The following is a 26,403-nucleotide window of genomic DNA, read 5'->3' on the forward strand; positions in this document are numbered from 1 at the left end:
GCGTCCTGACGCGCGCGGAATACCGCACATCGGCGCAATCGGCCGGCACGCCTCCGACTGGTGCGCACCAGCCTGGCATGCGATGCATCATGCTGGTGCATGGCGTTCGCCGGATGCCGGGAGCGGAACCGGCATCACCGTCACCGCGACGTCCACGGCATGGCTGGCACCGCCCAGGATCACGCCGCGCAGCGGGCAGACGTCGCCGTAGTCGCGCCCCCAGGCCAGCGTGACGTGGCCCTGTGCCGGCTGCACGGCGTTGGTGGGATCGAACTCCACCCAGCCGATGCCCGGGCACCACACCGCGACCCAGGCGTGCGAAGCGTCGGCGCCGATCAGCCGCGACTGCCCCGGCGGCGGCTCGGTGAGCAGGTAGCCGGACAGGTAGCGCGCCGCCAGCCCCAGCGCGCGCAAGCAGGCGATCATCAGATGGGAAAAGTCCTGGCACACGCCGTGGCGTTCGGCGAAGACCTCGGCCACCGGCGTGGCGACGCTGGTGGCCGCCGGATCGAAGCGGAATTCGGCATGGATCAGCGAGGACAGCGCCTGCGCCGCTTCCAGCAGCGGCCGGCCGGGCGTGAAGCAGCGCGCGGCATAGGCAGCATAGGTCGCGGTTTCCTCGCCGAGCTGCACGAAGGGCGAGGCGAAGCGGTACTGGCCGGCGTCGCGCGCATCGACCTGCAAGGGCGCGTGGCCCGACAGCGCATCGCGCAGATGGTCGCGCGCGGCTTCCCACGGCAGGCTCTGCGCCGGCTCGGGCCAGTCCTGCGTCTGCACGCCGACGACGCTCACCGCCTGCACGCTCAGCCGTTCGTGCGGCACATACAGGCCGAAGCGCGTCGTCGGGTTGCCGAAGAAGTCCAGGCGCTCGCTGCGCGTGGACGGCTCGGGCGAAATCGCCAGGCGATGCGCGAACAGGCGCTGGCGCGGCATCGCACGCGGGCTCAGATGGGCGATCTGCTGCGACAGCAGCACCGGGCTGGCGTAACGGTAGGTGGTGTCGTGGGTGATCTCGTAGCACTGCTCCGACGGCCCGGCAGCGGCCGGCGCGGAAGCGGAAGGCTTTTCAGCGCGAGGCGGTTGCATGGCTGCGCGCATCCAGATGGGTGAAATAGCGGTGGGAAATGCCGTCGGCCAGCGCATTGCCGGCGTCCCAGATGCGCCGCAGCAGCAGAGCAATGGTTTCCCGCGCCTCCGCCACGACTGGCTTGCGGGGATCGAGCGCCAGCCAGTCGAAGCAGTCGCTGTCGCGCTCGGCATCCAGTTCGGCCAGCAGCGCCTGCAAGGGCTCGCCGAGCAAGCTGCCGTCCGGCAGGCGGGCGACGTGCTCGATCAGCGACTCGATCTGGTAGCGCAGCGCGCGCGGATTGTCGGGGTCGAACATCACCAGTTCGGCGACCGGCCGTGGCGCAAGTCCGCGCGCGTTGCGGCTGCGATAGCGGATCTCGCCGTCGGTGACGGCCAGCAGCGCCTCCAGCGCGCCCTGCTCCGGCACCGTCAGCAGCGCTGCCAGCGCCGAAGTCAGGAACTGCAGACGCTCGATGCGGCGGCCGATGGACAGGAAGCGCCAGCCGGCATCGCGCGGCATGCTCTCGATGACGAAGCCCGACAGCGTCACCAGCGACAGCAGCGACTCGTCCAGGCGATGCATCGCTTCGCTCAGGCCTGGCGCGGCCGGCGCAGGCGTGGCGAATTCGGCCAGGCGCTTGTAGATGCGCCAGCTGTCCGGCGACAGCCGGTCGCGCAACTGGGCCGCCAAACGCAGCGCGCCACGCAGGCTGGTCACCACGCTGCCGCTCTGGCGCTCGTCGAACAATGCGCCCGCCAGCCGCTCGATGCCGCACTCCGCAGCAAGAGGGCCATCTTCGGGCGGCGGCACAGCGCCATCCTGCGCCGCCGCCTCTCCCCTGGCGGCCCTCTCCCGGGCGGCCCCTTCCTGGGCAGCCTCTTCGCCGGCGGACAGCCGCAGGCCGCAACACTCGCACAGGCTGGCCAGCGCGACCAGCGTCGGCGTCGCCCATGGCCCGGCGTCATCGTCGCGCGCCTTCGCCACGGGGCGATGATCGAACTCCACCAGGCCGCCGAGCCGCCTCAGGGTTTCCCGCCCCAGGCGTGCCGAACCGTCGGCACGCTCGCTGTAGCGGCCGAGCCAGAAGAAGTTCTCGGCGACCCGGCTCGCCAGGCCGGGCAGCGGCATGTCGAGCTCGCGCGGCGCGAGCTGGCCGGGGATGACTGGCATGGCGGACACCGGCCGGCGCACCGTCGATGCGGCGCCGCCCAGCACCCAGGCATCCTTGCTGCCGCCGCCGTGCTGCATCGACACCACGCGCATGTCGGTTTCAGGGGCGACGCGCACCAGGCCGCCCGGCATCACGCGGAAGCCGTCGGCCGAGGCGGCGACGAACACCCGCAGGCCGATGTTGCGCGCCACCAGCCCGCCGGCGGCCTCCTTCTCGTCGGCCAGCACCGGCGCCTGCGAGATATTCACCATTTCCTGCGCGACAAAGTCGAAAGGCCGCTCGGCGATGTGCCCGGCCAGCGCCGCCAGCTCCGCCGGCGGCAGGTCGCGGCAGAACACCGGCCCGCCGCGCATCGCCGGGTAGGCCGGCTTGACCACCAGTTCGTCCAGTCGCGACAGCGCATGGGCACAGGCCGCGGCCTCGCCGCACCACCAGGTCGCCACCGACGGCATCTTCAGCTTCTGCCCGAGCAGGTGCTCGGCCAACCGCGGCAGATAACCGAGCAGCGCGCCGGTTTCGAGAATGCCGCTGCCGAGCGCGTTCGCCACCGTCACGCCGCCGGCACGCACCGCCGCCACCAGCCCGGCCACGCCGAGCGCCGAGTCGTCGCGCAGTTCCAGCGGGTCGCACCAGATGTCGTCCACCCGGCGCAGGATCACATGCACCCGGCGCAGGCCGTCCAGCGTGCGCAGGAAGACCTGTTCGTCGCGCACCGTCAGGTCCTGGCCTTCGACCAGCGGAAAACCCATCTCGCGGGAGAGGAAGGCGTGCTCGAAGTAAGTCTCGTTGTACGGTCCGGGCGTCAGCACCACGATCAGCGGCGCCTCGTCTTCTCCCGCCCCCTGGGGTGCCAGCGCGGCGAGGCTGTCGCGGAAGTCCTCGAAGAAGGGCGCCAGCGGCTGCGCGCCGGCCGCGCGATAAAGCTCCGGCAAGGCGCGCGCCACCACGCCGCGGTTCTCCAGCGCATAGCCGGCACCGGATGGCGCCTGGGTGCGGTCGGCCACCACCCACCAGCGGCCGTCGGGCGAGCGCGCCAGATCCACCGCATACAGGTGCAGGAACAGGTCGCGCGGCTGCTTGGCGCCCACCAGCGGCCGCAGGAAGCCGCTGTGGCCGTAGATCAGCGCGGGCGGGATCAGGCCCTGCTGCAGCAGGCTCTGCTCGCCGTAGAGGTCGGCGAGGATCAGGTTGAACAGCGTGGCGCGCTGGATGACCGCGGCCTCGATCTGCGCCCATTCCGCCGCCGGCAGGATGTAGGGCAGCAGGTCGAGCTCCCACGGCCGCTCGAAGCCGCGCGGGTCGGCATACACGTTGTAAGTGATGCCGTTCTCGTGCACCAGGCGGCGCAGCGCCGTCCGCCGCGCTTCGGTCTCGGCCGGCGGCATCGCCGCCAGCCGGTGGAAGAAATCGCGCCAGTGCGGCCGCAGCACCACCACGCTGCCGATGCGCTGGCACAGTTCGTCGTAGCGGTCCGGCCGCGCAGCGTAATGGGCGAGCAGTTCGGGCGGGCTCTGCGGCTGAAGCTGCATGGCGTCCTCAGGCCTGGCGGCGCAGGTCGAGTGTGAAAGGGAAGTCGGCGTTGCGCAGCGCCGACGCAGGCACGATGCGGCCAGGCGTGTGGCTGGTGGTGGTGAAACGCGCCAGGCGCCGGCCTTCGGCCTCGTAGGGATTGACCGGGTAGACCTCGTAGTTGCGCCCGCCCGGATGGGCGACGTGATACATGCAGCCGCCCATCGAACGCTGCATCCAGCCATCGACCAGGTCGAACGCCAGCGGCGCATGCACGCCGATGGTCGGATGCAGGCAGGACGGCGGCTGCCAGGCGCGGTAGCGCACGCCGGCGACGAACTCGCCGACGATGCCGGTGGGCTGCAGCGGTATCGCGCGGCCGTTGCAGGTGAGCACGTGGCGGTCGTCGTTGAGACCGCTGACCTTGACCTGCAGGCGCTCCACCGAGGAATCGACGTAGCGCACCGTACCGCCGGCCGAGCCTTCCTCGCCCATCACGTTCCAGGGTTCGAGCGCCATGCGCAATTCGACCTGCACGCCGCGCGCGGCGAACTCGCCGTATTTCGGGAAGCGGAACTCGAAATGCGGCGCGAACCAGCCGAACTCCATCGGGTAGCCAAACTCGCGCAACTCGTCGATGACGTCGCGGAAGTCCTCCGCCACCCAGTGCGGCAGCAGGAAGCGGTCGTGCAGCTCGGTGCCCCAGCGCCGCAGGCGGTCCGGCGCGTAGGGCTGCTGCCAGAAGCGGGCGATCAGCGCGCGCAGCAGCAGTTGCTGCGCCAGGCTCATGCGCGCATGCGGCGGCATCTCGAAGGCGCGCAGTTCCAGCAGGCCGAGGCGGCCGGTGGGGCCGTCCGGGCTGTAGAGCTTGTCGATGCAGAACTCGGCGCGGTGGGTGTTGCCGGTGGTATCGATCAGCAGGTTGCGCAGCAGGCGGTCGATCAGCCAGGGCGGCACCTGCACGCCGGGATCGGGGAACTGCTGGAAGGCGACTTCCAGCTCATGCACCGAGTCGTGGCGCGCCTCGTCGACGCGCGGCGCCTGCGAAGTGGGGCCGATGAACAGGCCGGAAAACAGGTAGGACAGGCTGGGGTGGTTGTGCCAGTAGCTGACCAGGCTGCGCAGCAGGTCGGGCCGGCGCAGGAAGGGCGAATCCCCCGGCGTGGCGCCGCCGAGCACGAAGTGGTTGCCGCCGCCGGTGCCGGTGTGGCGGCCGTCGAGCATGAACTTCTCGGTCGACAGGCGCGACTGGTGGGCTTCCTCGTACAGCGTGGTGGTGCGCTCGACCAGTTCGTCCCAAGAGCCGGCCGGGTGGATGTTGACCTCGACCACGCCGGGGTCTGGGGTGATGCGGAAGTGCGACAGGCGCGGGTCGGACGGCGGCTCGTAGCCTTCGAGCACGACCGGCAAGGCGAATTCCTCGGCGGTGGCCTCGACCGCGGCGACGACTTCGAGATAATCCTCCAGCACCGTGGTGGGCGGCATGAAGATGTACAGCAGGCCGCCGCGCGGCTCGGCGCATATCGCGCTGCGGGTGATCCAGCCGGCGGACTCGAAGGGAGCGGGCCGGCGCGCCGGGTCGTAGCGCTCGTCGCGGCTGGCCAGCGCCGCGGTGTCGGCACCGGGCAGCGCCATCGACGCGCTCGCCGCCTCGCCGTCGACCTCATGCTGGCCGCCATGCTCGGCACGGCCGGGCGTCCAGGCACCGGAATGCGCCTCGAAGCCGAGGCCGCTGTCGGCACCGACCGCCACGCCCGCCGGACGCAGCTGATGGCGCAGTGCCGCGTGCGCCGGCAGCGCCGGGAAAGCCTGGTTGGGATCCGTCTGATGGACCCACGGATAGTCGCCCTCGCCGGCCCAGGGCTGGGAGTCCAGCGGCAGGCGGTAGCCGATCGGCGAATCGCCCGGGATCAGGTACAGGCGCTCGGCGCGCAGGAACCACGGCCCGCTCTGCCAGCACCGCGGGCCGGTGTGGCTGCGCACGATCGGCAGCACGTGGCCGATGACTTCCTTCAGGCCCTGGTCGAAGATCCTGGTCAGGCGGGCGCGCTCAAGCGGGTCGTCGACGCGCGAGTCGTGCGGATCGACGTTGGCCGGCAGCTTGCGCTCGCGCCACAGGTAGTACCAGGCGTCCTCGTAGGCCGGCATCATCCACTTGCCGGCGACGCCGAGGCGTTCGGCGACGCGGGCGAGAAAGTCGCGCGCGACCGCCTCGTCCGCCCGGGTGCCGGAGAGCTCGCGCGCGAACAGCTCCGGGTCGCGCCACAGCGGCTCGCCGTCCTTGCGCCAGTAGCAGTTCAGCGACCAGCGCGGCAGTTGCTCGCCCGGATACCATTTGCCCTGGCCGAAATGCAGCAGGCCCTGCGGCGCGTAGTGGTCCTTGAGGCGGAACATCAGGTTCTCGGCCAGCGTGCGCTTGCTGGGCCTGGAGACGTGGCTGGAATGAGGATCGCGCTCGAAGGGGTCGAGCGCATCGCCGTTCCAGGCCGCGCCGTCGCGGTCGTCGAGCGACACGAAGGTCGGCTCGCCACCCTGGGTCAGGCGCACGTCGTTGGCGTCCAGATCGCCATCGATGCGGTGGCCGAGCGTCTCGATCGCCGCCCACTGTTCCTCGGTGTAGGGCTTGGTGACGCGCGGCGCTTCCCACACCCGCTCGACCTTCATGTGGTGCTCGAACTCGCATTCGCACTCGTCGGTGAAGCCGGTGATCGGCGCCGCCGAGGACGGTTCGGGCGAGCAGGCGAGCGGAATGTGGCCTTCGCCGGCGAACAGGCCGGACGTCGGGTCCAGCCCGACCCAGCCGGCGCCGGGCAGGTAGACTTCGCACCAGGCGTGCAGGTCGGTGAAATCGACTTCGGTGCCGGACGGGCCGTCGAGCGATTTCACGTCGGGCGTGAGCTGGATCAGGTAGCCCGACACGAAGCGCGCTGCCAGCCCCAGATGGCGCAGCAACTGCACCAGCAGCCAGGCCGAGTCGCGGCAGGAGCCGCTCGCCAGCGTCAGGGTTTGTTGCGGCGTCTGCACGCCGGGCTCGAGCCGCACCAGATAGCGGATGTCCTGCTGCAGGCGCTGGTTGATCGCGACCAGGAAATCGACGCTGGGGAGTGGCTCCCGCGGAATCGACTCCAGATAGGCATGGAACTTCGGTCCCAGCACGTCGGCCGGTGCCTTGACCAGGTAGGGCTCGAGCTCGACGAGCTGCTCGTCCTCGTAGCTGAACGGAATCTTCTCGGCGTGGGGCTCGAGGAAGAAGTCGAAAGGGTTGATCACCGACATCTCGGCGACCAGATCGACCTCGACGCGGAACTCGGAGGTCTTTTCCGGGAAGACCAATCGCGCCAGGTAATTGGACTGCGGGTCCTGCTGCCAGTTGATGAAATGCTCCGCCGGCGCCACTTTCAGCGAGTAGGCGTGGATCGGCGTGCGGCAGTGGGGCGCCGGGCGCAGGCGAACGACCTGTGGCGACAGCGCCACCGGGCGGTCGTAGCGGTAATGGGTGATGTGGTTCAGCTTGACGTGGATGGACACGAGAGCCTCGCAGGACACGGTTGAGCGACAGCCTGCTTCACAGCAAGAACCATGCACATCCGCAAACCGTGGCCGCGCCCGCCCGATTCGCCGGCTGGCGGCGGCGGCCGCGCACCTGGAATGCACATCGCGCACCACGGCAGTGCATCGACCGCAGCCCTCGGGGAACTGGCAGAATCCCGGGGGTTCGGACATCGGGGCACCGCATGTGCAGGCTCCTCGTCCCTCTACGCCATGAACCGGAACACGTCCCCCGCCTCGCTGCCCCGCAACCTCGCCATCGCCTATGCGGCGCTGATGGCCTACGCCTGCCTGTATCCGCTGACGGGCTGGCGCGACAGCGGGCTGCCGCTGTTCGACTATCTGTGGGCGCCATGGCCGCGCTACTTCATCCTCGAAGACTTCCTGTTCAACATCCTCGGCTACCTGCCCTTCGGCTTCCTCGCCGCCGCCGCGCTGCCGGCGGGCAGATCGCCCTGGCGCGGCGTCGCACGGATCACCCTGCTGGCGGCGCTGCTGAGCCTGGGCCTGGAAACCCTGCAGAACCTGCTGCCCAGCCGCATCGCCAGCAACCTCGACGTCGGCGCCAACACCCTGGGCGGCCTGCTCGGCGCGATGCTGGGGATACGCTGGGGGCAGGACTGGTTCGGCCCCGGCGGCATCATCCATCGCTGGCGCACGGCCTGGATCATCGGCGGCCGCACCGGCGAAGCCGGCCTGGTCCTGCTCGGCCTGTGGCTGCTGAGCCAGCTCAGCGCCACCGACCTGCTGTTTTCCAGCGGCAATCTGCGCAGGCTGCTCGACATCACCGCGCCGCTGCCCTTCAGCCCCGAGCGCTTCATCGCCTTCGACACCGCGCTGACCGCAGCCTCGATCCTGGCCGTCGGTCTCTTCGCGCGCTGCATGATGCGCGCACGCAACCCGCTGCCCATCGTGCTGCTGCTGGCGCTGGGCATCGGTGCCAAGAGCCTGGCCACCGCCACCTTCTTCGAGCCCGGCGCACCGCTGGCCTGGCTGACGCCGGGCGCCGAGCGGGGACTGGCGATCGGCAGCGCGCTGCTGGCCGCCGCCTTGCTGCTGCCCCGCCTCGCCCAGCACGCACTGGCCGGCACCGCGCTGCTGGGCGCCACCGCCCTGGTCAACCTGATGCCCGACAACCCTTACCTGGCCTACAACCGGCAGCTCGCCCAGCTGAGCAACGTGCTGAACTTCCATGGCCTGACCGAATGGGTCGACAGCCTGTGGCCCTTCATGGCGCTGGCCTACCTGTCGGCGCTCGGCCTGTGGCGCGGCGAACATCTGACCGCAAAGGCAGGCGAACGGCGCCAGGGCCTATAATCGCCACTGCCTTTCCGCTTGGCCGGCCCGCTCCCGCGCCGGCCCGTCCCCGATCTGCGCCCCTTTGCGAAACCACCGGACACCATGAGCTATTTCAAGCACCACGTCTTCTTCTGCTGCAACCAGCGCGCCGGCGGCGAAACCTGTTGCAACGACCATCGCGCCAGCGAACTGCAGGCCTACGCCAAGGACCGCTGCACCTCGCTCGGCCTGCGCGGCAAGGGCAGCGTGCGGATCAACAAGGCCGGCTGCCTGGGCCGCTGCGACGACGGCCCGGTGCTGGTGGTCTACCCTGACAATGTCTGGTACACCTTCGTGGACGAGGAAGACATCGACGACATCATCGACAACCATCTGGTGCATGGCCGCATCGTCGAGCGCCTGCGCCTGCCGGAGGAAGCATGAGCCGCTCCCTGCCCACCGAGTCCGCGCTGCTGCGCGGCGCCGAAGGCCACATCGAAGTCCTGATCGACGCGCCGGAAACCGTGCGCGGCATCGCTCTGGTGTGCCACCCGCATCCGCTGTTCGGCGGCGCCAACACCAACAAGGTGGCGCACACCCTGGCGCGCTGCTACCGCGACCTCGGCTTCGCCGCGATCCGGCCGAACTTCCGCGGCGTGGGCCAAAGCGAAGGCAAGCACGACGAAGGCATCGGCGAGACCGATGACATGCTGTCGGTGATCAGCTGGGCGCAGTCGCGCTGGGGCAGCCTGCCGCTGGCGCTGGGCGGCTTCTCCTTCGGCGGCTACGTGCAGGTGCGTGTCGCCAACCACCTCGCCGACGGCATCGCGCCGCCGCGGCAACTGATCCTGGTCGGCACCGCCGCCGGCGACACCACCGGCAGCGGCCGCCGCTACCAGACGCCGACGGTGCCGAAGAACATTCCGACGCTGCTGATCCACGGCGAGAACGACGAAACCGTGGCACTGGCCAACGTACTCGAGTGGGCGCGGCCGCAGGAGCTGCCGGTGATCGTGGTGCCGGGCGCCGACCATTTCTTCCACGGCAAGCTGCACATCATCCGCGAGCTCATCGCCCGCAACGTAGCCCACGCCGACCACGGCTGAACGCACCCGCCGGCGGAATGCCCGGCCGGGCCACCGCCGCTCATCGCCTGGCGTCCGTGGACATCGCCGGCTTGCAGGCGAGTTCGACCTCGACGCACAGGCCACGCCCGCCGGGGCCGTCCTTCATGCTCACGCGGCCGCCGTGGGCATCGCAGATTTCGCGCACGATCGACAGCCCCAGGCCGCTGCCCTCGCTGTCCCCCTGGCCGAGGATGCGATAGAAGCGATGGAACACGTTCTCGCGCTCGGCCTCGGGAATGCCGGGCCCCTGGTCGCAGACGCTGATCATCGCCTGCCCGTCGAAGGCGGCCAGCGCCAGCGTGACCTGGCTCTCGGCCGGGCTGTAGCGGATCGCGTTGTCCAGCAGGTTGGCCACCATTTCGCGCAGCATCGGCCCGTTGCCCTCGATCGGAACGCTGCGGCCCAGCCCTTCGAAGGCGAGATCGATCCCCCTGGTCAGGGCCAGCGGCACCAGGTCCATCGCCACGTCCTTCACCAGCGCATCGAGATCGACGGTCGTGCGCTCGCCGATGAAACCGTCGTCGGACTCTGCGCGCGACATCGTCAGCATCTGGTTGACCAGCCGCCGGGCGCTGCGGATGCTCCTGTGCAGGCCGGCAAAGGTGTTCAGCATCTCTTCCGGGTCGGACAGCCGCAGGCCGTATTCGGTCTGGGTGCCGAGAACGGCGAGCGGGGTGCGGATCTGGTGCGCGGCATCGGCAAGGAAGCGGCGGCGGGCGACGAGCATGGCCGACAGCCGTTCCATGTGGTGGTTGATGGCGTCGATCAGCGGCGCGACTTCGCTCGGCACCTTGTCCGCCACCACCGGCATCAGATCCTCGGCATCGCGCCGGCGCATGGTATCGCGCAGTTCGAGCAGCGGACGGAAGGCCGAATCCAGCGCCAGCACCATGACGATACCGCCCACCAGGATCAGCGCGAGCTGGAAACGCATGCTGTCCAGGAACAGGTCGCGGGCGAGTGCATTGCGGGTGTCGGTGGTTTCCGCGAACAGGATCGTCACCCGGTCATCGACCGGCACCGCGGGGTCGTAGAGCCGCTTGCGCATCGCCGCCAGGCGCACCGCATAGCCGCGATAGGCGGCATCGGAAATACGGACTTCGCCGATGTCCGGCAACTCCTGCGGCGGCAGCAGGTCGTCGTAGCCGGTCAGCACCGTGCCGGCAGCGTCGATCACCGCGTGGTAGATGCGCTCCTGCGCGGCATCCTCGAACGCGGCATAGGGAATGTCGAGCTGTATTTCGCCGTCGAGCGAATGCACGCGCTCGGCCACGGCGCGGATCGAAGCAGTGAGTGCGCTGTCGTAAGCGCGGTTGACGCCTTCGTGCGCACTGCGGTAGGACAGCAGCGCATTGATGCCCAGCAGCACGGCCAGCGGCGGCAGCAGCCACAGCGCGATGCGCCGGCGCAGACTGCCACGGGCCGGATGGTCGGCGTGCGACCTCAATCCTTGCCCGCCTCGGTCAGCAGGTAGCCGAGTCCGCGCAAGGTGCTGATGGCGACGCCCGAGCCTTCGAGCTTCTTGCGCAGGCGGGAGATGTAGATCTCGATGGCCTCGACGCGGGCATCGGCATCGAAGTCGAACACCTTCTCGAACAGGGCCTCGCGCGCCACCGGGCGGCCGCTGCGCGACAGCAGGACCTCCAGTACCGCCAGTTCGCGCGGCGTCAGCGCCAGCGTCCTGCCGTCGACCCATGCCAGCCGGGCCGTGGTGTCGAACTTCAGCCGGCCGATGCGCACCATCGGCACGAGGTTGCCGCTGCGACGCAGCAGCGCCTTGATGCGGGCTTCCAGCTCGGCGAAATCGAAGGGCTTGGCCAGGTAGTCGTCGGCACCGAGGTTGAGGCCGCACACGCGGTCCTCGGTGGCGCCACGCGCCGTCAGCACCAGCACGGGGGTGGGTGGGCCCTGCTGGCGCTCGCGCAGGCGGCGCAGCACGTCCAGCCCATCCATGCCGGGCAGCGACAGATCGAGAATCACCAGATCATAGGACTGCGTGCGCAGCGCAAGGTCGGCGTGGTCGCCGCGTTCGAGCACGTCGACCACGTAGCCGGCCTGGCACAGGGTCCTGCGGACCCATTCGGCCAGTTCGGTATGGTCTTCGACGAGCAGCAGGCGCATGGGATTGAAAGTGAGCAGAAAGCCGGACGTGGGAATATTGACTCAAAACGGCAACAGGGCCAATCGACCCGGCGCACAAAAATGGACAAACCCCGGATACGCTGGACGCTTGCGATCCTGCTCGGCCTGGCGTGCGGCAGCACGCCTGCGCAGGAGCCGCTTTCGCGGGCGCAGCGCGAGGGCAAGGTCGTCATCTACGCCAATACCGACCAGAGCATCGTCCAGCCGCTGGTCGACGATTTCGAGGCCAGCCATCCGGGCATCCGGGTCGAATACCACGACATGAACTCGACCGAGCTGTATCAGCGCATCGTCGCCGAGACGGCCGCCGGCACGCCGCATGCCGACGTCGCCTGGAGTTCGGCGATGGACCTGCAACTGAAGCTGGTCAACGACGGCTACGCCCAGCCCTACCGTTCGGCGCAGACCGCGGCGCTGCCGGCCTGGGCCTCGTGGAAGAGCGAGGCCTTCGGCACCACCTACGAACCGGCTGTCATCGTCTACGACCGGCGCGCGCTCTCTGCCGATGAAGCGCCCGACACCCACAGCGCCCTGATCCGGCTGCTCGACGACCAGCCCGAACGCTTCCGCCACCGCATCGCCAGCTACGACCCGGAACGCTCCGGCCTCGGGCTGCTGCTGCATACGCAGGACGCGCAGGCGAATCCGACCGCCTTCTGGAGGCTGGCGGAGCAGATGGGCGCGCTGGGCCTGGAGCGCCACGTGTCGACCGAGGACATGCTCGACCGCATTGCCGCCGGCAAGGTGAGGATCGCCTACAACGTGCTCGGTTCCTATGCCAGCAAGCGCGCCCAGCAGGATTCCGCGCTGGGCGTGATCTGGCCGCGCGACTACACGCTGGTGCTGTCGCGCGTCGCCTTCATCATGCGCGACGCGCGCAATCCGCCGGCGGCCCGCCTGTGGCTGGACCACACGCTGTCCGTGCACGGCCAGGCCTTGCTGGTGAAGAACCTCGGGCTGTTCTCGATCCGTACCGACAACGACGCCGACACCGCGACGGCAATGCTGCGGGCAAGGCTGAGCCATGCCTTCCGGCCGATCGCGATCGGCCCCGGCCTGCTCGCCTATCAGGATCAGGCCAAGCAGCGGGCCTTCCTGCGCCAGTGGGCCGAAGCGACGCGCTCCCCGCTCTGAACACGCCACGACCGATCGCCACAGGCACATCCCCCCTCTCCTTTCCATGCCCCTGCCACTCCACCCGCTCGCTTCGACCTTCTCCGGCTGGCGCCGCATCGTCCCCACCCTCGTCATCGCCACCCTTGCCGGCTGGCTCGCCCAGACCGCGACGCTGCCGCTGCCGTGGATGATCGGCCCGCTGTTCGCCATCGCCGGCTTGCGCATGGGCGACCTGCCGCTACGCCCGTTGCCGGGCGGGCGCCAGGCCGGACAATGGGCCATCGGCACCGCGCTCGGCCTCTATTTCAGCCCCGCGGTCCTCGCCGAACTCACCGAGCATGCGATGCTGGTGACGACGGTGGCGTTCGCCGCGCTCGCAGTCGGGTTCGCCTGCGCGATGTTCACGCGGCGCTTTGCCGGCGTCGACACGCCGACCGCCTTCTTCGCCTCGCTGCCCGGCGGCGCCTCGGAAATGGCGACGCTGGCCGACCGCTTCGGCGGCGCAGTCGACCGCATCGCGGCCGCGCACGCGCTGCGCGTGATGATGGTGGTATCGGTGGTACCGATTGCGCTGAGCTTCTCCGGCGTCCACGGCACCGACCTGTATACCCCGCTGATACGCGAGGTGGACATGGCACGCCTGCCGCTGTTGGTCGCCGCCGGCCTGGCCGGCGTGGCGCTGTTCCGCGTGCTGCGCATCGCCAACGGCTGGGTGCTCGGATCGCTGCTCGGTGTCGCGCTCGCCACCGGTTCCGGCATCGAGTTGTCGGCCCTGCCGGCCTGGATGGTCAATGGCGGCCAGTTGCTGATCGGCTGTTCCCTCGGCTGCCGCTTCTCGCGCGAGTTCTTCCGCGCCGCGCCGCGCTTCATGGCGGTGGCCGCGCTGTCGGCAGTGCTGTCGATCGTGCTCTGCCTTGCGCTCGCCGCGCTGTTCGCTGCGGCCACGGAAGTTCCGCTGGCGACGCTCGCGCTCGCCGCCGCGCCGGGCGGCGTGGCCGAGATGTGCATCACCGCCAAGGTGCTGCAGCTCGGCGTGCCGCTGGTCACCGTCTGCCACGTGCTGCGCGTCGTCGTGCTGACGCTGGGGGCGCAATGGACCTTCGGCCTGTTCCGCCGCCTGGTCGCGGCCTGAGCATCGCCCGGGCCGCCACGGCGCGGGCCTAGCCGCGTTCGCCCGGCGCCGGGCCGCCGGCCGCCGGATCGCTGGCCGCCGGATCGCTGGCCGCGGGTGAAATCAGGCGCGGCCGCCCGCCCTGGTCGAGGGCAACGAAAACGAAGCTCGCGTCGGTGACCTTGACTTGCTCCTCGCCGTCGCGCGAACGCCGCCAGGCTTCGACCTCGATCGTCATCGAGCTGCGGCCGACGCGCACGATCTCGGCGTGCAGGCTGACCTCGTCGCCGATGAATACCGGACGCAGGAAAGTGATGCGGTCCACCGACACGGTGGCACAGCGGCTGCGCGCGCGGCGCGCGGCGACGTTGCCGGCGGCAAGGTCCATCTGCGCCATCAGCCAGCCGCCGAAGATGTCGCCGGCGGGATTGGCGTCGGCGGGCATGGCGATGGTCCGGATCGCGGGCTCGCCGCGGGGCCTGGAAAGCTCGGGGTTGGGGGAAACGTCGTTCATGTCGGCAATGGAAGGTCAGGGCGTGTAGCGCTGCCTGGGCAGGAAGGGCAGGTCATGGTGAAACACATGAGCGCGAATGTCGACCGCCGCCATGCGGCCCCCCACTGCGGGTGGTGGCCGCGCACACCATGAATCGCAGGGACGCGGGGGCTGCGCCGGGTTTCGGCAACAGCACCGTTCTCCCTGCCGGCTTCATGGCGTGCCTCCCGGCGGCGGGGTCAACTGACGAAGCGGCACTTCGACGCGGGCGTGCGCGTATCCATGTTGCGCCCGCGGTTCAAGTGGTCGTCGATCTCGGCGGCGCAGCCGAGCATGCGCGCATACAGGAACAGGGTGAACGCAGCCGATTCGAGCGCGGCTTCGCCGACTTCGCCGGCGCGCCACGGTTGCCAGGTCAGGCGCAGCAGCAGCGCGGCGATCACCGCGTCGATATTGACGCAGTACACCGTGCGCGACACCCCGGCCTCGTGCAGTGCGTGCACCAGCGCATGATAGAAGTCGTGGAAGACGTTGGCCTCGCCGCGCGCGGCCATCAACTCGCGGATGAAGACTTCGCGCGGGTCGAGGTTGACCGGCCGGTCCTTGAACACCGGGTGATTGACGCCGGGGATCTTGCGCAGTTCGGCGCTGCCCGCAGCGCGGCGCTCGGCCTTGTAGTTCGCGTAGTCTTCGGCGCAGCGCCGCGCCAGCGCCGCGACGTCGATGCCCTGCGCCTCTGCCGGGTCGTCGAGGCCGGTGTCGCGGAACTGCTCGATCAGGAACTGCACGCCCTCGAAGCCATTGCCGCCATGGGCGTAGCCGGTGTGGCTCAGAAAACCAACGAGCGCCTTGTTGAGCTGCACGCGCTGCGGCATTTCCGGCCCGTCGGCCGACACCGCGCCCTTGGCGCCCTGGGCGGAGATCGTGCCGGGGCCGTTGGTGAGCATGATGCCGATCAGGGTCTGGAGGGCGAACAGGTCGGCCTCCGCCGGCGCGCGCCCGAGCAGCGCGCGGCAGGCGAGTTCGGTCAGCGAGGTTTCGCCGAGCAGTTCGGCTTCGCCGACGCCGCAGAAGCTGCCCGGCTCGTGCGCAGCCGCCGGCGCCGAGGCGCCGATCATGGTGCCGATCAGTTGCATCCACCACGGCAGGCACTCGACGGTCAGGCGCGACACGCGCTTGCGCATCAGCGGTCCCCAGCCGAGCGTCGTCGTGATCGCGGCGAGTACCGCATCGGCGCTGACCGGCCCGTCTAGCTCCCGCAGGAAGCGCACGAACACCGACCGCGCGCCGCGCGCGGCCAGCCCGGCGAGCATCGCCTCGGCGCGCGGGTCGGCGGACGGCGCACGCAACAGTGCGGTGAATTCGGCGTCATTGGCGAGCGCGCTGCAGTCGAAGCCGGCGTCGAGCGCGTCGCGCAGGCCCGCGGCGGCGAAGCGCTCGACGAAGGCGGCGGCGATGTTGCGGGCCGCTTCGGCGCGGCGCGGACCGGCGATCGTGAGCGCAGCGGCGAGCACCGCGTTGGGCGCGCTGCCAGCGGCACGCGCCGCCTCGGCAGCGGCGAGCGCGGGATCGCCGTGCAGGTTCAGGCAAGCACCGACGGCAACGGCGACGAGCTTGCGGTCGTTGTCGCCGCCGGGCTCGTGCAGCAGCGCGAGGGCGACGTTCGCTTCCAGCGGCAGGCCTGCGGCATCGAGCACGCGCATGCCGTGCAGGCTGGCGACCTGGGTCGCCGGGTCGAGCTGCGAAGCAGCGGAAGTGTCCTTCATCGGCGCGCGCGGGAACACCGCGCCCACCTGCTTGGCGAGCGCGGCGATCTGGCTGCCGTAGGGCGCCATCGCCTCGACCACCGGCACGTCGAGCTGCGGCGGCAGGCTGAGGCCCATGTCGGAGCCAAACCAGGGCTTCAGCTCCATCGTGCCTTCCGGCTCGAAATCCGGCAGCGTGGCGTTGGCGCGCATCACCGCGGTGAGCGCGGCGGGGATGTGGGCGATGTTGGTGACCACCGCGCCCTTGGCCGAGAACACCGGCTGCTCGGGCGTGTAGATGCCGTCGACGCCGAACTTGTCCATGAACCAGCGCTCTTTCGCCGCGGCATCGTCCTCGCCGCCGGCCATCGCCCCGGCATGGCCGACGGCGCGCGTGAGCTTGCTCTTCCAGCGGCCGACGACGCAGGCCACCACCGGCTTCGTGAACATGGCATCGCGCTCGTAATAGCCGCCGGGTTCGCAATACAGCACGGCGGCCTTGCTGCGCGCATCGTTGGCGAGTGCGAAGGCGAACTCGGGCGCGGCATAGTGGATGTAGACATCCTTGCCGCTGGAGACCAGCGTCGTCGTGCCCCAGCCGGCCATGCGCAGGTACTGGGCAATGGTGGTGGTGAAGCCGCCCGAGTTCGACAGCACCGCGATCGAGCCGCGGCGCAGCGTGTCCGACGGATTGTCGCCGCCGAGCGCGCCGCCGATGCGCACCTGGTTCCAGGCGTCGGCCACGCCGAGGCAGTTGGCGCCGAAGATGTCGATGCCGTGCTGCTGGCCCATGGCGCGGATCTCGCGCGCATCGTGCACCGCGATCTTCTCGGTGATGATGAAGATCTTCTTCAGTTCGGGATTGACCCGGATCAGCTCGGCGACGCCGTCGCGCGCGGCCGCGGGCGGCAGATACACCACGCCGCAGTTGAAGCGATGGCCGTCGTCGAGGCCTTCGCGCACGCTGTTGTAGACCGGGATGTTGCCGATCGGCGTCTCCAGCACCTGGCCGCGCCGCCCGGGGGACGTGCCGAACACGACGTTGCCGCCCGACCACGCGTGGCCGACCGGCGTCACTTCGCTCGATTCGCCGCCGAGAATGTTGAGCACGCAGACGCGGTCGTGCTGCGTTGCGATCTGTGCCAGCGAGTTGACGCCGACGTAATACTTGAAATCACCTGCACCTTGCCGATACATGGCTGTCTCCTGTTTTCTTGTCCGTGCCGCGAATTGCCGCGCTCAGGCGGCCGTCGCCGCGGGGGCGATGCGCAGCCGCTGGGCGACGGCGTCGCGCCCGCCCGCCTTCATCCATTCGTTGGCCTCGCGCGCGTAGTCAACGACTTCGCTCATCGCCGAATCGAAGCCGAACAGCCGATAGGGCAGGCCGAGCGCTTCGCAGGTGTCGCGCAGCACGCCCAGGCCGCGCACGAGGTTGGGGCCGCCGCGCCCGGCAACGACGTAGAGCGGCGTCGGCCCGTGGCTGGCGAAGTGCTCGCGCAGCGCGTCGGACATCGCCCGGAAGGTCTCGAAGATGTCGGTGTTGTTGGATTTGCCGCCGATGATGAAGAGCACGTTGGACTGGCGCAGCCAGTGCTTGAAGCAGATCGAGGCCACCGTCTTCATCTTCTCGTAGGGCGGGTTGCCGCCGAAGTCCGAGGAGATGATGGCGTCGTCGCCGAGCATCTCGGTGACGAGCGAGTTGGCACCGCCGCCGAAGGTGGGCGCCAGGATGGTGCCGCCCTCGTTGATGACGTACACGTCGCTCTGGCCCTGGTGGGTGCGCAACTGGTTGATCTCCTGCTCGAAGTCCGAGTAGTCGGTGGCGAACAGATGGAGCGGCAGGTTCAGGCGGTGCCAGCGCGGGTCGTCGCGGTCGAAGCCGCATTTGAAGTCGCAGGCCACCGGCGTGAGCCGGCCGCGGCGGTCGGGGCGCATGCGGATCGGGTTGAGTTCGAGCGTCGTCATGCCGAAGTCGTGGAACAGTTCCCACAGGCGCGGCAGGTGCTGCACCAGCGGCGAGATGACCTGCTTGGGCGCACCGATGTCGGCGAGCGCGTTGGCGACGACGAAAGCCTTCAGGCCGGTGAGCGGATCGAAGGGGACGCGCGCGACCAGCGACTTGTCCAGTTCCTCGATGTCCATGCCGCCCATGTGGGTCAGCGTCATCGTCGGCGCGCGGAACTCGGTCGAATCGGTGATCGAGAAGTAGATCTCGTGCTCGGCCGGCACCGCGGCCTCGAAAGTGACGCCGTTGGACTTCGACACCTGGTTGCCGTGGCGATGCTCGACGAAATACAGGCGTTCCTTCTCGGCGAGCGCGGTCTTCAGATCCTTGGCACGGCCGATCAGGCCGGCCTTGCCCTTCTTGCCGACCCCGCCCTTGAACACGGGTTTCACGAACACTGCGCCGTGACGCTCGATGAGGTCGCGGATCTCTTCCTCGCTGGCATCGGAGCCCAGTATCTCCGGGGTGGGAAAGTCGGCGAAGCGCAGCAGGTGCGCGCCATACTTCATGCCGTTCACATTCATGGTGGCTGTCTCCTCTGTATGTGTTGTCTGCCAAAACTAGAACGAATGGCTTTCGGAACGCTTTCGCCTCGCCGAGCCCCTGCAATGGCGCGGCTGGATTGCCGCACCATGGCGGGGCTCGGGATCGGCGTGCTTGCCGCGGCTGCGGCGCTAGAAGCGGTGGCGCACGCCCGCCAGCAGCACGCGGTGCGAATCGCCCGCTTCCGGCCTGAGGTTGCCGATCGCGTAGCTGGCACCGCTTTCGTTGCTGAGGCGCGAGTAGCCGGCATACAGCGTCGTGCGCCTGGACAGGTCGTGCATGTAGTAGGCGGACCAGCCGTGCGCATCCTGCCCCACGGCGCCGTCCGATTCGTCGCGGTCGGCGTAGCTCAGCGCCACCGTGCCGCTGGCACCGGCCTTGATCTCGGCACCCACGTCGAAGGTGCGCGCCTTGCCCGAACCGACCGTGCCGCGCTCGCGATCCTGGGTCCAGGCAAAATAGGCCTTGACCGGCCCGAAGTCGTACGCCAGCCCGAAGCCGTTGGTTCGCACCTTGCCGCCGGTGGCGTCCTGCTGCACCGTCTGCGTGACCAGCGAGCCGGAGAACGGGCCGTTGGCGTAGAGCAGGGCGATGCCGTGGCCGTCGCCCTGCTTGCGCGCGCTGGAGTCCGAGCCTTCCTCCCTGCCGAACCAGTAGCCGGCATCGAGTTCGAAGCCGGCGAACTTGGGCGAGCGGTACTTGACCATGTTGTCGAAGCGCACTTCGTAGGCCGGTTTCACCGCACCTGCCTTGCGCGACAGCAGGCCGACGCTGCGGTCGGCGCTGCCGGTGGCATCGAAGGGATCGATCGCGACGAAGGCGGGCGAATACTGGCGGCCGAGCGTGAGCCGCCCCAGGCCGCCTTCGAGGCCGACGAAAGCCTGGCGGCCGAAATGCCGCCCTCCCTGCTCGCGCTCGCCGTTCGAGATGTCGAAGCCGCTTTCCAGCACGAACAGGGCCTTCATGCCGTTGCCCAGGTTCTCGGTGCCGCGAAAGCCGATGCGCGTGCCGTTGAGCTCGCCATGATCCACCCCCTTGTGGCGGAGATCGCCGGAGCGCTCATAGCCGAGGTTGACGTCGAGCAGGCCATAGATAGTGACGTTGGACTGGGCGGCACACGGGAAGGCGGCGGCCGAGGCGAGTGTGGCGAGTGTGGCCATCCGGATGAAGCGGTTCATGAATGTCTCCGTGATCTTGTCGAGTTGTTCGCGCCACGCGGGAATGGCACGCGGCGCATATTGCAATGCCATCCCTTTCAATCGGCTTTCGCTTGATCCCCGACAGCCCGAACAGCCACCGGCTCTGGGACAATCGCCTACTGCGACACGGAGCACCCCACCATGGCCGAAACCCCCGACACCCTCCTCGTCCTCACCAACCTGCCCGATGGCGACAGCGCCCGTGCGCTCGCCGCGGCGCTGGTCGAGCAGCGCCTGGCCGCCTGCGTGAATATCCTGGCGCCCTGCACCTCGGTGTATCGCTGGCAGAGCGAACTCGAGACGGCAGCCGAAGTGCCGCTGCTGATCAAGACCACGCGCACACGCTATGCCGCGCTGGAAGCGGCCATCCGCGCCCACCATCCCTACGAACTTCCCGAGATCGTGGCGGTCCCTGTGGTGCTGGGCCTGCCGGGCTACCTCGACTGGGTCGCAGCCGAAACCGTCCCCGGCACCTGAAATCCGTTCCGCCGCCACTCCGCCAGTTGCTTTCCCGGTCACCTTCCATCCGCCGCCCCAGAAGAACACGATGCACCGCCTGCTGACCCTGCTTTCGCTGCTTGCCGGCCTGTTGCTGTCCGGCCTGTTGTTGCCCAATCACGCCCAGGCCAACCCGATCGAACCCGAGAAGGCCTTCGCCCTGCGCGCCCAGGCGCTGGATGCACAGACGGTGGAAGTCGTGTTCCAGGTGGCGAAGGACTACTACCTGTACGGTGACAAGTTCCGTTTCGAGTCCGAGCCTGCCGGCGTCGAATTCGGTCCGCCGGTGAAGCCGACCGGCAAATGGCACAAGGACGATTTCTTCGGCAATGTCGAGACCCACCGCGGCGAGCTGCGCATCCTGCTGCCGGTGGCGGCGGTGCCCGAGGGCATGACGCGCTTCGAACTGGTCGCCACCAGCCAGGGCTGCTGGGACGGCGGCATCTGCTATCCGCCGACGACGCAGCTCGCGGCGATCGATCTCGATGCGCCACCGCAGAAGAGCGGCAGCGGCTTTCTCGGCAATGTGCTCAACGGCGGCTTCGGCAGCACCGCGGCATCGGCCGCCAGCGAACCGGCCACGGGTGCCGCCGTCTCCGGCGACGAAACCGGCGACATCGCCCGCCTGCTGTCGGGCGCCAGCGTGCCGCTGGTCCTGCTGAGCTTCTTCGGCTTCGGCCTGCTGCTGGCCTTCACGCCCTGCACCTTCCCGATGATTCCGATCCTGTCCGGCATCATCGTCGGCCAGGGCCACAAGGTTTCGCACGCGCGCGCCTTCGTGCTGTCGCTGGCCTACGTGCTGGGCATGGCGGTGACCTACGCGCTGGCGGGCGTCGCCGCCGGCCTGTCGGGCACGATGCTGACGGCGGCCTTGCAGAACGTCTGGGTGCTGTCGGCCTTCGCGCTGCTGTTCGTGCTGCTGTCGCTGTCGATGTTCGGCTTCTACGAACTGCAGTTGCCGACCGCCCTGCAGAGCCGGCTGGCCGACAGCGCGAGCCACAAGAAGGGTGGCAACCTCGGTGGCGTCACCATCATGGGCGCACTGTCGGCGCTGATCGTCGGCCCCTGCGTCGCCGCGCCGCTGGCCGGCGCCCTGCTCTACATCGCCCAGACCGGCGACGCGGTGCTGGGCGGCTGGGCGCTGTTCGTGATGGCGCTGGGCATGGGCGCGCCGCTGCTGCTGGTGGGCGTGGCCTCGCGCAGCCTGCTGCCCAAGGTCGGGCCGTGGATGGAAGGCGTCAAGAAGGCTTTCGGCGTGATGCTGCTGGCAGTGGCGCTGTGGATGCTGACGCCGGTGATCCCGCCGCTGGCGATGATGCTGGGCTGGGCGGCGCTGCTGCTGTTCTCGGCCATCTTCCTGCACGCGATCGACCCGCTGCCGCACAACGCCAGGGGCTGGCAGCGCTTCTGGAAAGGCGTCGGCGTGCTGCTGCTGCTGTCCGGCGCGGCGATGCTGATCGGCGCGCTGGCCGGCTCGCGCGACCCGCTGCAGCCGCTGGCGGTGCTGCGCGCCGCAACGGCGGCGCCAGTCACCCTGCCGCCTTTCGAGAAGGTGGATTCCATCGCCGAACTCGACGCCCGCCTGGCCGCCGCCGACCGCCCGGTGATGCTCGATTTCTATGCCGACTGGTGCGTGTCGTGCAAGGAGATGGAACGCTTCACCTTCACCGACGCCGCCGTCGCCGAGCGCATGGGCCGGATGCTGCTGCTGAAGGCCGACGTCACCGCCAACAGCGACGAGCACAAGGCGCTGCTGAAGCGCTTCGGCCTGTTCGGCCCGCCGGGCATCATCTTCTTCGACGCCGGGGGCCAGGAGCGCAAGGGCCTGCGCGTGGTCGGCTTCATGAAGGCGACCCCCTTCGCGACCGTGCTGGATCGGGCGCTGTAGCGGCAGGGGCGGGGTTTTTACCCTACAATCCCGCCTTTCCCCTTTCGCGTCAGACCTTTCATGTTCTCCGGCATCGTCGCGGCCATCGGCCGCATCGAACACATCGAGCCGCTCGCGGACGGTATCCGCCTCACCGTCGATACCGACGGCCTGGACCTGTCCGACGTCATCGTCGGCGACAGCATCGCGCACAGCGGCGTGTGCCTGACCGTGATCGAAATGGACGGCCCCAGGCTGAAGTACGACGTTTCGCGCGAGACGCTGAACTGCACCGTCGGCCTGGATGCGGTCGGCAACGAGGTGAACCTGGAAAAGGCGCTGCGCCTGGCGGACCGCCTCGGCGGCCACCTGGTCACCGGGCATGTGGACGGCGTCGGCGAGGTGCTGAAGTTCGAGCCGCTGGGCGAGAGCCACGAACTGGTGATCCGCGCACCCGCGGCGATCGCCGGCTACATTGCCAAGAAGGGCTCGATCACCGTCAACGGCGTCAGCCTGACGGTGAACCACGTCGAAGGGCGCGACTTCTCGATCAACCTGATCCCGCACACGGTGGCGATGACCAACCTGAAGCATCTGGCCGCGGGCAGCCGGGTCAACCTGGAAATCGACCTGATCGCACGCTACGTCGAGCGCATGCTCGCCTGGCGCGGCGAAGACGCCGCCCAGGGCTGAGCAACAACGAACACATGCGCCGCGCCAGACGCCGGCAAGGCAAAAACAAAGGAAACAGCATGAGCGCACTTGCGCCGATTACCGAGATCATCGCCGACATCAAGGCCGGCCGGATGGTCATCCTGGTCGACGAGGAAGATCGCGAAAACGAGGGCGACGTCGTCCTCGCCGCGGAGTTCGTCACCCCCGAAGCGATCAATTTCATGGTCACGCACTGCCGCGGCCTGGTGTGCCTGACGCTGACCGACGAACGCTGCCGCCAGCTCGGCCTGGAGCAGATGGTGCGCGACAACCGCACGCCGCACGGCACCGCCTTCACCGCCTCGATCGAAGCCGCCACCGGCGTCACCACCGGCATTTCGGCCCACGACCGCGCGCGCACCGTGCAGGTCGCGGTCGCCCGCCACGCCAGGCCCGAAGACATCGTGATGCCGGGCCACATCTTCCCGCTCACCGCGCAGAAGGGCGGCGTGCTGATCCGCGCCGGCCACACCGAGGCCGGCTGCGACCTCGCCCAGCTCGCCGGACTGGAGCCTGCCGCGGTGATCTGCGAGATCCTGAAGGACGACGGCACCATGGCCCGCCTGCCCGATCTCGTCGAGTTCGGCAAGACGCACGGCCTGAAGATCGGCGCCATCCGCGACCTGATCGAATACCGCGCCGCCACCGAACACCTGATCGAAAAAGTCTGCGAGAAGGAAGTCGATACCGCCCACGGCCGCTTCACGCTGTCCGCCTTCGAGGACAAGACCTCGGGCGACGTCCATTTCGCCCTGTCGCGCGGCGACATCGCACCGGAACGCGAAACCCTGGTGCGGGTGCACGAACCGATCTCGGTGGTGGACTTCATCGACTCCGGCAGCAGGCACCACAGCTTTCCGGTCAATGAGTCGCTCGCCGCGCTGGCGGCGGCCGATGCCGGCGTGATCGTGCTGCTCTACCGGCCGATGTCGGGCCGCGAACTGCTCGCCAACCTGAACGGCGCGGAAGACCGCCCGGCGAAATGGGATGCCCGCCTGTTCGGCGTCGGCGCCCAGATTCTGCGCGCGCTGAACGTCGGCAAGATGCGGCTGCTCGCCAGCCCGCGCAAGATCCCGAGCATGGCCGGCTTCGGGCTGGAAATCACCGGCTTCGTTGGCAAGAACTGACCGCCCCCCCAAGAGACTTCCGCATGCAACGCAACCAATCCGAAAACGCCCGCCAGGGCGCCCGCTACGACGGCATCGACGAAATCGACCCCGACCTCGACGGCGCCGGCGTGCGCGTCGGCATCGCCATGGCACGCTTCAACCTCGACATCTGCGAAGGCCTGCTGTCGGCCTGCACCGACGAACTGCTCCGGCTCGGCGTCGCGCGCAGCGACATTCGCATCGTCACCGTGCCCGGCGCGCTGGAAATCCCGCTGGTACTGCAGACGATGGCGAAGAGCGGCAAGTACGACGCACTGGTGGCGCTCGGCGCGGTGATCCGCGGCGAGACCTACCACTTCGAGCTGGTCTCCAACGAAATGGGCGCCGGCATCACCCGCGTCGGCCTCGACACCGGCCTGCCGATCGCCAACGGCGTGCTGACGACCGAGGACGACGACCAGGCCATCGCCCGCATGAGCGAGAAAGGCGCCGATTGCGCCCGCACCGCGGTGGAAATGGTCAAGCTGCTGAAGGTGGTGGGATGAGCGGCATCGACGACGCCAAGCCGGCCGCCGACGGCGCGGCCGCACCCAATCCGACGAGCAAGATGGCACGCCGCCGCGCGCGTGAGCTGGCCTTGCAGGGCGTCTATCAATGGCTGCTGTCGGGCAACACCGCAGCGACCGTGCAGCGCCACCTCGAAGCCGAAAGCGAAAACCTCGACAAGACCGACCGCGAGCTCTTCGTCAGCCTGCTGCGCGGCGCGATCGACAGCGCCGATGAATTGCGCGCCTGCTTCGAGCCGCTGCTGTCGCGCCCGGTGGCCGAGCTGTCGCCGATCGAGCACGCCATCCTGCTGCTCGGCACCCACGAGCTGCGCCACAACATCGAAACGCCCTATCGCGTGGTGATCAACGAAGCGATCGAACTGGCCAAGGGCTACGGCGGCACCGACGGCCACAAGTTCGTCAACGGCGTGCTGGACAAGACCGCCGCCCGGCTGCGCCCCGAGGAAGTCGAAGCCGCCCGCGCAAACCGCGGCTGAAACCGCCCGCGCGGGCGCTGCTTGCGCCGCTGCTTTCAGTCCCGCCGGGCGCGCACGATCGCGCGCTCGGCGGACTTGAGTTCCAGGCTGCCATCGGCGGCGATGCCGAAGCCATCCACGATGGCAAGCGCCGCATGGAAGCGCTGCTCCTCGTCCATCAGCGCCGGCGCGCAGGCCATTTTCGTCCCGGCCAGTTGCGACAGCTTCAGGCCTTCGCCCGACAGCGCGTAGCTGCCGCTATAGCGGTTGCAGGCAGCGATGCCGAAAACGCGGCCGTCGCCGCCGAACGCCAGCGTCACCCGCTGCGGATCGGCGACCCTGCGGCCATCGATCTCCACCACCTGCCAGGGCTCGCCCTGCAGCAGTTGCGCCGGATCGCCGCCGCATCCTTTCAAAGTCTGTCCCTGCCAGCCGACTTCGACCTCCGCCGGATGCGGCATGCCGCTCATGCTGTCCACGCACGGGCGATCGACCACGGTGGCCGACAGTTCGCCATCGAGCGTGTCGGCGCGGTAATGGCGCACCCCGCCCGCCTCCTCGACCAGCGGCCCCGGCGCGACCACGCGCGTCTCGCCCCAGTCGGTCAGCAGGATCAGGGCCCTGGTCGTCACGTCCAGGCGCCAGGAGGGTTCGTTGCCGACGGCGCGGAACAGGCGATCCTCGACGATCAGCCGGCACTCGGGCTGGCTCACGCCGGCCAGCTCCAGCATCGCGGCATCGCCCTTGCTCCAGAACACCGTGCGCTCGTCGTCCACCGCCACCAGCTTCACCCCCGACGCGGCGATTTCCTGGCGCAAGGCCCAGCTCCGGCCACCAGCGTTCAGGCTGGCGCCGTCGCCCAGGCGGCGCAATGTCACGACCGTGTCGCCGCAGCGCCAGCTCTCTTCCTGCGAAGTCGCCGCCGCCATGCGCTGGACCGCAGGCGCCGGCTCCGCCGGCCCGGCGGTTTCGGCCTTGCCGCCGAACAGACCGCAGGCGCTCACGGACAGCGAGGACAGCACGCAGACAGACACTTTTCGGACCAGACTCATCGGACATTCCTCATTCGGGTGAAAGCCGCCTTGCCGCGGCGGCAGGCGCCATTCTGATACAGGGCAGCCGGTACGCCGCCAA

General features: G+C 69.3%; 21 protein-coding genes. 11 read left to right on the forward strand and 10 right to left on the reverse strand.

The window, feature by feature from the left end; genetic code table 11:
• Positions 1–87: 87 nt before the first annotated feature.
• Genes ACNQFN_RS21560 through ACNQFN_RS21570 form a run of 3 tightly spaced genes read right to left on the reverse strand, consistent with a single transcriptional unit; the run spans position 88 to position 7,277 of the window.
• Positions 88–1,086 (reverse strand): transglutaminase family protein, encoded by a 999-nt coding sequence (locus tag ACNQFN_RS21560; RefSeq protein ID WP_083953497.1) that lies wholly within the window; start codon positions 1,084–1,086, stop codon positions 88–90.
• A complete protein-coding gene (locus ACNQFN_RS21565; protein WP_418647520.1) occupies positions 1,067–3,769 on the reverse strand; it encodes a circularly permuted type 2 ATP-grasp protein in 2,703 nt (900 codons plus the stop codon). Before ACNQFN_RS21565 ends, ACNQFN_RS21560 begins: the two co-directional genes overlap by 20 nt.
• A 7-nt stretch (positions 3,770–3,776) precedes the next feature.
• Positions 3,777–7,277 carry a DUF2126 domain-containing protein gene (locus tag ACNQFN_RS21570; RefSeq protein WP_418647521.1) on the reverse strand — a complete coding sequence of 1,167 codons (3,501 nt, stop codon included), beginning with the start codon at positions 7,275–7,277 and terminating at the stop codon, positions 3,777–3,779.
• Between the two features lie 234 nt (positions 7,278–7,511).
• Between ACNQFN_RS21570 and ACNQFN_RS21575 the strand changes: the two genes are divergently transcribed.
• The 3 genes from ACNQFN_RS21575 to ACNQFN_RS21585 all read left to right on the forward strand — a co-directional run bounded on the left by ACNQFN_RS21575 (position 7,512) and on the right by ACNQFN_RS21585 (position 9,682).
• Complete coding sequence (locus ACNQFN_RS21575) at positions 7,512–8,615, forward strand: VanZ family protein (protein ID WP_418647522.1); 1,104 nt, start codon at positions 7,512–7,514, stop codon at positions 8,613–8,615.
• 84 nt (positions 8,616–8,699) lie between these two features.
• The gene (locus ACNQFN_RS21580) at positions 8,700–9,020 is read left to right on the forward strand and encodes a (2Fe-2S) ferredoxin domain-containing protein (protein WP_068635815.1); all 321 of its coding nucleotides are present in this window, start codon (positions 8,700–8,702) and stop codon (positions 9,018–9,020) included.
• The gene (locus ACNQFN_RS21585) at positions 9,017–9,682 is read left to right on the forward strand and encodes an alpha/beta hydrolase (RefSeq protein WP_068635816.1); all 666 of its coding nucleotides are present in this window, start codon (positions 9,017–9,019) and stop codon (positions 9,680–9,682) included. The genes ACNQFN_RS21580 and ACNQFN_RS21585 overlap by 4 nt, the downstream gene beginning before the upstream one ends.
• 40 nt (positions 9,683–9,722) lie before the next feature.
• Here ACNQFN_RS21585 and ACNQFN_RS21590 read toward each other — a convergent pair whose 3' ends face one another.
• Both ACNQFN_RS21590 and ACNQFN_RS21595 read right to left on the reverse strand, forming a co-directional pair.
• A complete protein-coding gene (locus ACNQFN_RS21590; protein ID WP_418647523.1) occupies positions 9,723–11,150 on the reverse strand; it encodes a sensor histidine kinase N-terminal domain-containing protein in 1,428 nt (475 codons plus the stop codon).
• The gene (locus tag ACNQFN_RS21595; RefSeq protein WP_068635818.1) at positions 11,147–11,824 is read right to left on the reverse strand and encodes a response regulator; all 678 of its coding nucleotides are present in this window, start codon (positions 11,822–11,824) and stop codon (positions 11,147–11,149) included. Before ACNQFN_RS21595 ends, ACNQFN_RS21590 begins: the two co-directional genes overlap by 4 nt.
• Before the next feature lie 81 nt (positions 11,825–11,905).
• On the opposite strand from ACNQFN_RS21595, the gene ACNQFN_RS21600 reads away from it, so the two are divergent.
• Together ACNQFN_RS21600 and ACNQFN_RS21605 are read left to right on the forward strand one after the other, a co-directional pair.
• Positions 11,906–12,979, forward strand: coding sequence for an ABC transporter substrate-binding protein (locus ACNQFN_RS21600; RefSeq protein WP_418647524.1), 1,074 nt, complete (start codon positions 11,906–11,908; stop codon positions 12,977–12,979).
• 46 nt (positions 12,980–13,025) lie between these two features.
• Entirely contained in the window at positions 13,026–14,093 is a 1,068-nt protein-coding gene (locus ACNQFN_RS21605; protein WP_418647525.1) for an AbrB family transcriptional regulator, read from the forward strand.
• A gap of 28 nt (positions 14,094–14,121) precedes the next feature.
• Here ACNQFN_RS21605 and ACNQFN_RS21610 read toward each other — a convergent pair whose 3' ends face one another.
• The 4 genes from ACNQFN_RS21610 to ACNQFN_RS21625 all read right to left on the reverse strand — a co-directional run bounded on the left by ACNQFN_RS21610 (position 14,122) and on the right by ACNQFN_RS21625 (position 20,036).
• Complete coding sequence (locus ACNQFN_RS21610; protein ID WP_418647526.1) at positions 14,122–14,586, reverse strand: acyl-CoA thioesterase; 465 nt, start codon at positions 14,584–14,586, stop codon at positions 14,122–14,124.
• A gap of 218 nt (positions 14,587–14,804) precedes the next feature.
• Positions 14,805–17,507, reverse strand: a complete 2,703-nt coding sequence (locus tag ACNQFN_RS21615) for a CoA-binding protein (RefSeq protein ID WP_418647527.1) — start codon at positions 17,505–17,507, stop codon at positions 14,805–14,807.
• Positions 17,508–17,549: 42 nt separating this feature from the next.
• Positions 17,550–18,839 carry an ATP citrate lyase citrate-binding domain-containing protein gene (locus ACNQFN_RS21620; protein WP_068635823.1) on the reverse strand — a complete coding sequence of 430 codons (1,290 nt, stop codon included), beginning with the start codon at positions 18,837–18,839 and terminating at the stop codon, positions 17,550–17,552.
• Positions 18,840–18,989: 150 nt separating this feature from the next.
• The gene (locus ACNQFN_RS21625) at positions 18,990–20,036 is read right to left on the reverse strand and encodes a porin (RefSeq protein ID WP_068635863.1); all 1,047 of its coding nucleotides are present in this window, start codon (positions 20,034–20,036) and stop codon (positions 18,990–18,992) included.
• A gap of 162 nt (positions 20,037–20,198) precedes the next feature.
• Here ACNQFN_RS21625 and cutA point away from each other — a divergent pair, with 162 nt between their 5' ends.
• From cutA to nusB, 6 genes are all read left to right on the forward strand, one after another.
• The gene (gene cutA, locus ACNQFN_RS21630; RefSeq protein WP_068635824.1) at positions 20,199–20,534 is read left to right on the forward strand and encodes a divalent-cation tolerance protein CutA; all 336 of its coding nucleotides are present in this window, start codon (positions 20,199–20,201) and stop codon (positions 20,532–20,534) included.
• Between the two features lie 70 nt (positions 20,535–20,604).
• Positions 20,605–22,443, forward strand: a complete 1,839-nt coding sequence (dsbD, locus tag ACNQFN_RS21635; RefSeq protein ID WP_418647528.1) for a protein-disulfide reductase DsbD — start codon at positions 20,605–20,607, stop codon at positions 22,441–22,443.
• A 60-nt stretch (positions 22,444–22,503) separates the two neighbouring features.
• Positions 22,504–23,115 carry a riboflavin synthase gene (locus ACNQFN_RS21640; RefSeq protein WP_068635826.1) on the forward strand — a complete coding sequence of 204 codons (612 nt, stop codon included), beginning with the start codon at positions 22,504–22,506 and terminating at the stop codon, positions 23,113–23,115.
• 59 nt (positions 23,116–23,174) lie between these two features.
• Positions 23,175–24,263, forward strand: coding sequence for a bifunctional 3,4-dihydroxy-2-butanone-4-phosphate synthase/GTP cyclohydrolase II (gene ribBA, locus ACNQFN_RS21645; RefSeq protein WP_418647529.1), 1,089 nt, complete (start codon positions 23,175–23,177; stop codon positions 24,261–24,263).
• Between the two features lie 23 nt (positions 24,264–24,286).
• Positions 24,287–24,790, forward strand: coding sequence for a 6,7-dimethyl-8-ribityllumazine synthase (ribH, locus tag ACNQFN_RS21650; RefSeq protein ID WP_068635828.1), 504 nt, complete (start codon positions 24,287–24,289; stop codon positions 24,788–24,790).
• Entirely contained in the window at positions 24,787–25,290 is a 504-nt protein-coding gene (gene nusB, locus ACNQFN_RS21655; RefSeq protein ID WP_068635829.1) for a transcription antitermination factor NusB, read from the forward strand. Before ribH ends, nusB begins: the two co-directional genes overlap by 4 nt.
• 35 nt (positions 25,291–25,325) lie before the next feature.
• Here nusB and ACNQFN_RS21660 read toward each other — a convergent pair whose 3' ends face one another.
• The gene (locus tag ACNQFN_RS21660) at positions 25,326–26,321 is read right to left on the reverse strand and encodes an META domain-containing protein (protein WP_418647530.1); all 996 of its coding nucleotides are present in this window, start codon (positions 26,319–26,321) and stop codon (positions 25,326–25,328) included.
• Positions 26,322–26,403 lie beyond the last annotated feature (82 nt).

It is taken from the genome of Thauera butanivorans, from assembly GCF_048398245.1.
In the GTDB taxonomy this organism is placed as follows: domain Bacteria; phylum Pseudomonadota; class Gammaproteobacteria; order Burkholderiales; family Rhodocyclaceae; genus Thauera; species Thauera butanivorans.

Bases quoted from the DNA above. Each gene is read 5' to 3' on its own strand.
- ribBA (WP_418647529.1), top strand. From the start codon at position 23,175: ATGAGCGCACTTGCGCCGATTACCGAGATCATCGCCGACATCAAGGCC.
- ACNQFN_RS21585 (WP_068635816.1), top strand. From the start codon at position 9,017: ATGAGCCGCTCCCTGCCCACCGAGTCCGCGCTGCTGCGCGGCGCCGAA.
- ACNQFN_RS21575 (WP_418647522.1), top strand. From the start codon at position 7,512: ATGAACCGGAACACGTCCCCCGCCTCGCTGCCCCGCAACCTCGCCATC.
- cutA (WP_068635824.1), top strand. From the start codon at position 20,199: ATGGCCGAAACCCCCGACACCCTCCTCGTCCTCACCAACCTGCCCGAT.
- dsbD (WP_418647528.1), top strand. From the start codon at position 20,605: ATGCACCGCCTGCTGACCCTGCTTTCGCTGCTTGCCGGCCTGTTGCTG.
- ACNQFN_RS21605 (WP_418647525.1), top strand. From the start codon at position 13,026: ATGCCCCTGCCACTCCACCCGCTCGCTTCGACCTTCTCCGGCTGGCGC.
- ACNQFN_RS21660 (WP_418647530.1), bottom strand. From the start codon at position 26,321: ATGAGTCTGGTCCGAAAAGTGTCTGTCTGCGTGCTGTCCTCGCTGTCC.
- ACNQFN_RS21560 (WP_083953497.1), bottom strand. From the start codon at position 1,086: ATGCAACCGCCTCGCGCTGAAAAGCCTTCCGCTTCCGCGCCGGCCGCT.
- nusB (WP_068635829.1), top strand. From the start codon at position 24,787: ATGAGCGGCATCGACGACGCCAAGCCGGCCGCCGACGGCGCGGCCGCA.
- ACNQFN_RS21580 (WP_068635815.1), top strand. From the start codon at position 8,700: ATGAGCTATTTCAAGCACCACGTCTTCTTCTGCTGCAACCAGCGCGCC.
- ACNQFN_RS21615 (WP_418647527.1), bottom strand. From the start codon at position 17,507: ATGTATCGGCAAGGTGCAGGTGATTTCAAGTATTACGTCGGCGTCAAC.
- ribH (WP_068635828.1), top strand. From the start codon at position 24,287: ATGCAACGCAACCAATCCGAAAACGCCCGCCAGGGCGCCCGCTACGAC.
- ACNQFN_RS21595 (WP_068635818.1), bottom strand. From the start codon at position 11,824: ATGCGCCTGCTGCTCGTCGAAGACCATACCGAACTGGCCGAATGGGTC.
- ACNQFN_RS21600 (WP_418647524.1), top strand. From the start codon at position 11,906: ATGGACAAACCCCGGATACGCTGGACGCTTGCGATCCTGCTCGGCCTG.
- ACNQFN_RS21565 (WP_418647520.1), bottom strand. From the start codon at position 3,769: ATGCAGCTTCAGCCGCAGAGCCCGCCCGAACTGCTCGCCCATTACGCT.
- ACNQFN_RS21625 (WP_068635863.1), bottom strand. From the start codon at position 20,036: ATGAACCGCTTCATCCGGATGGCCACACTCGCCACACTCGCCTCGGCC.
- ACNQFN_RS21610 (WP_418647526.1), bottom strand. From the start codon at position 14,586: ATGAACGACGTTTCCCCCAACCCCGAGCTTTCCAGGCCCCGCGGCGAG.
- ACNQFN_RS21620 (WP_068635823.1), bottom strand. From the start codon at position 18,839: ATGAATGTGAACGGCATGAAGTATGGCGCGCACCTGCTGCGCTTCGCC.
- ACNQFN_RS21640 (WP_068635826.1), top strand. From the start codon at position 22,504: ATGTTCTCCGGCATCGTCGCGGCCATCGGCCGCATCGAACACATCGAG.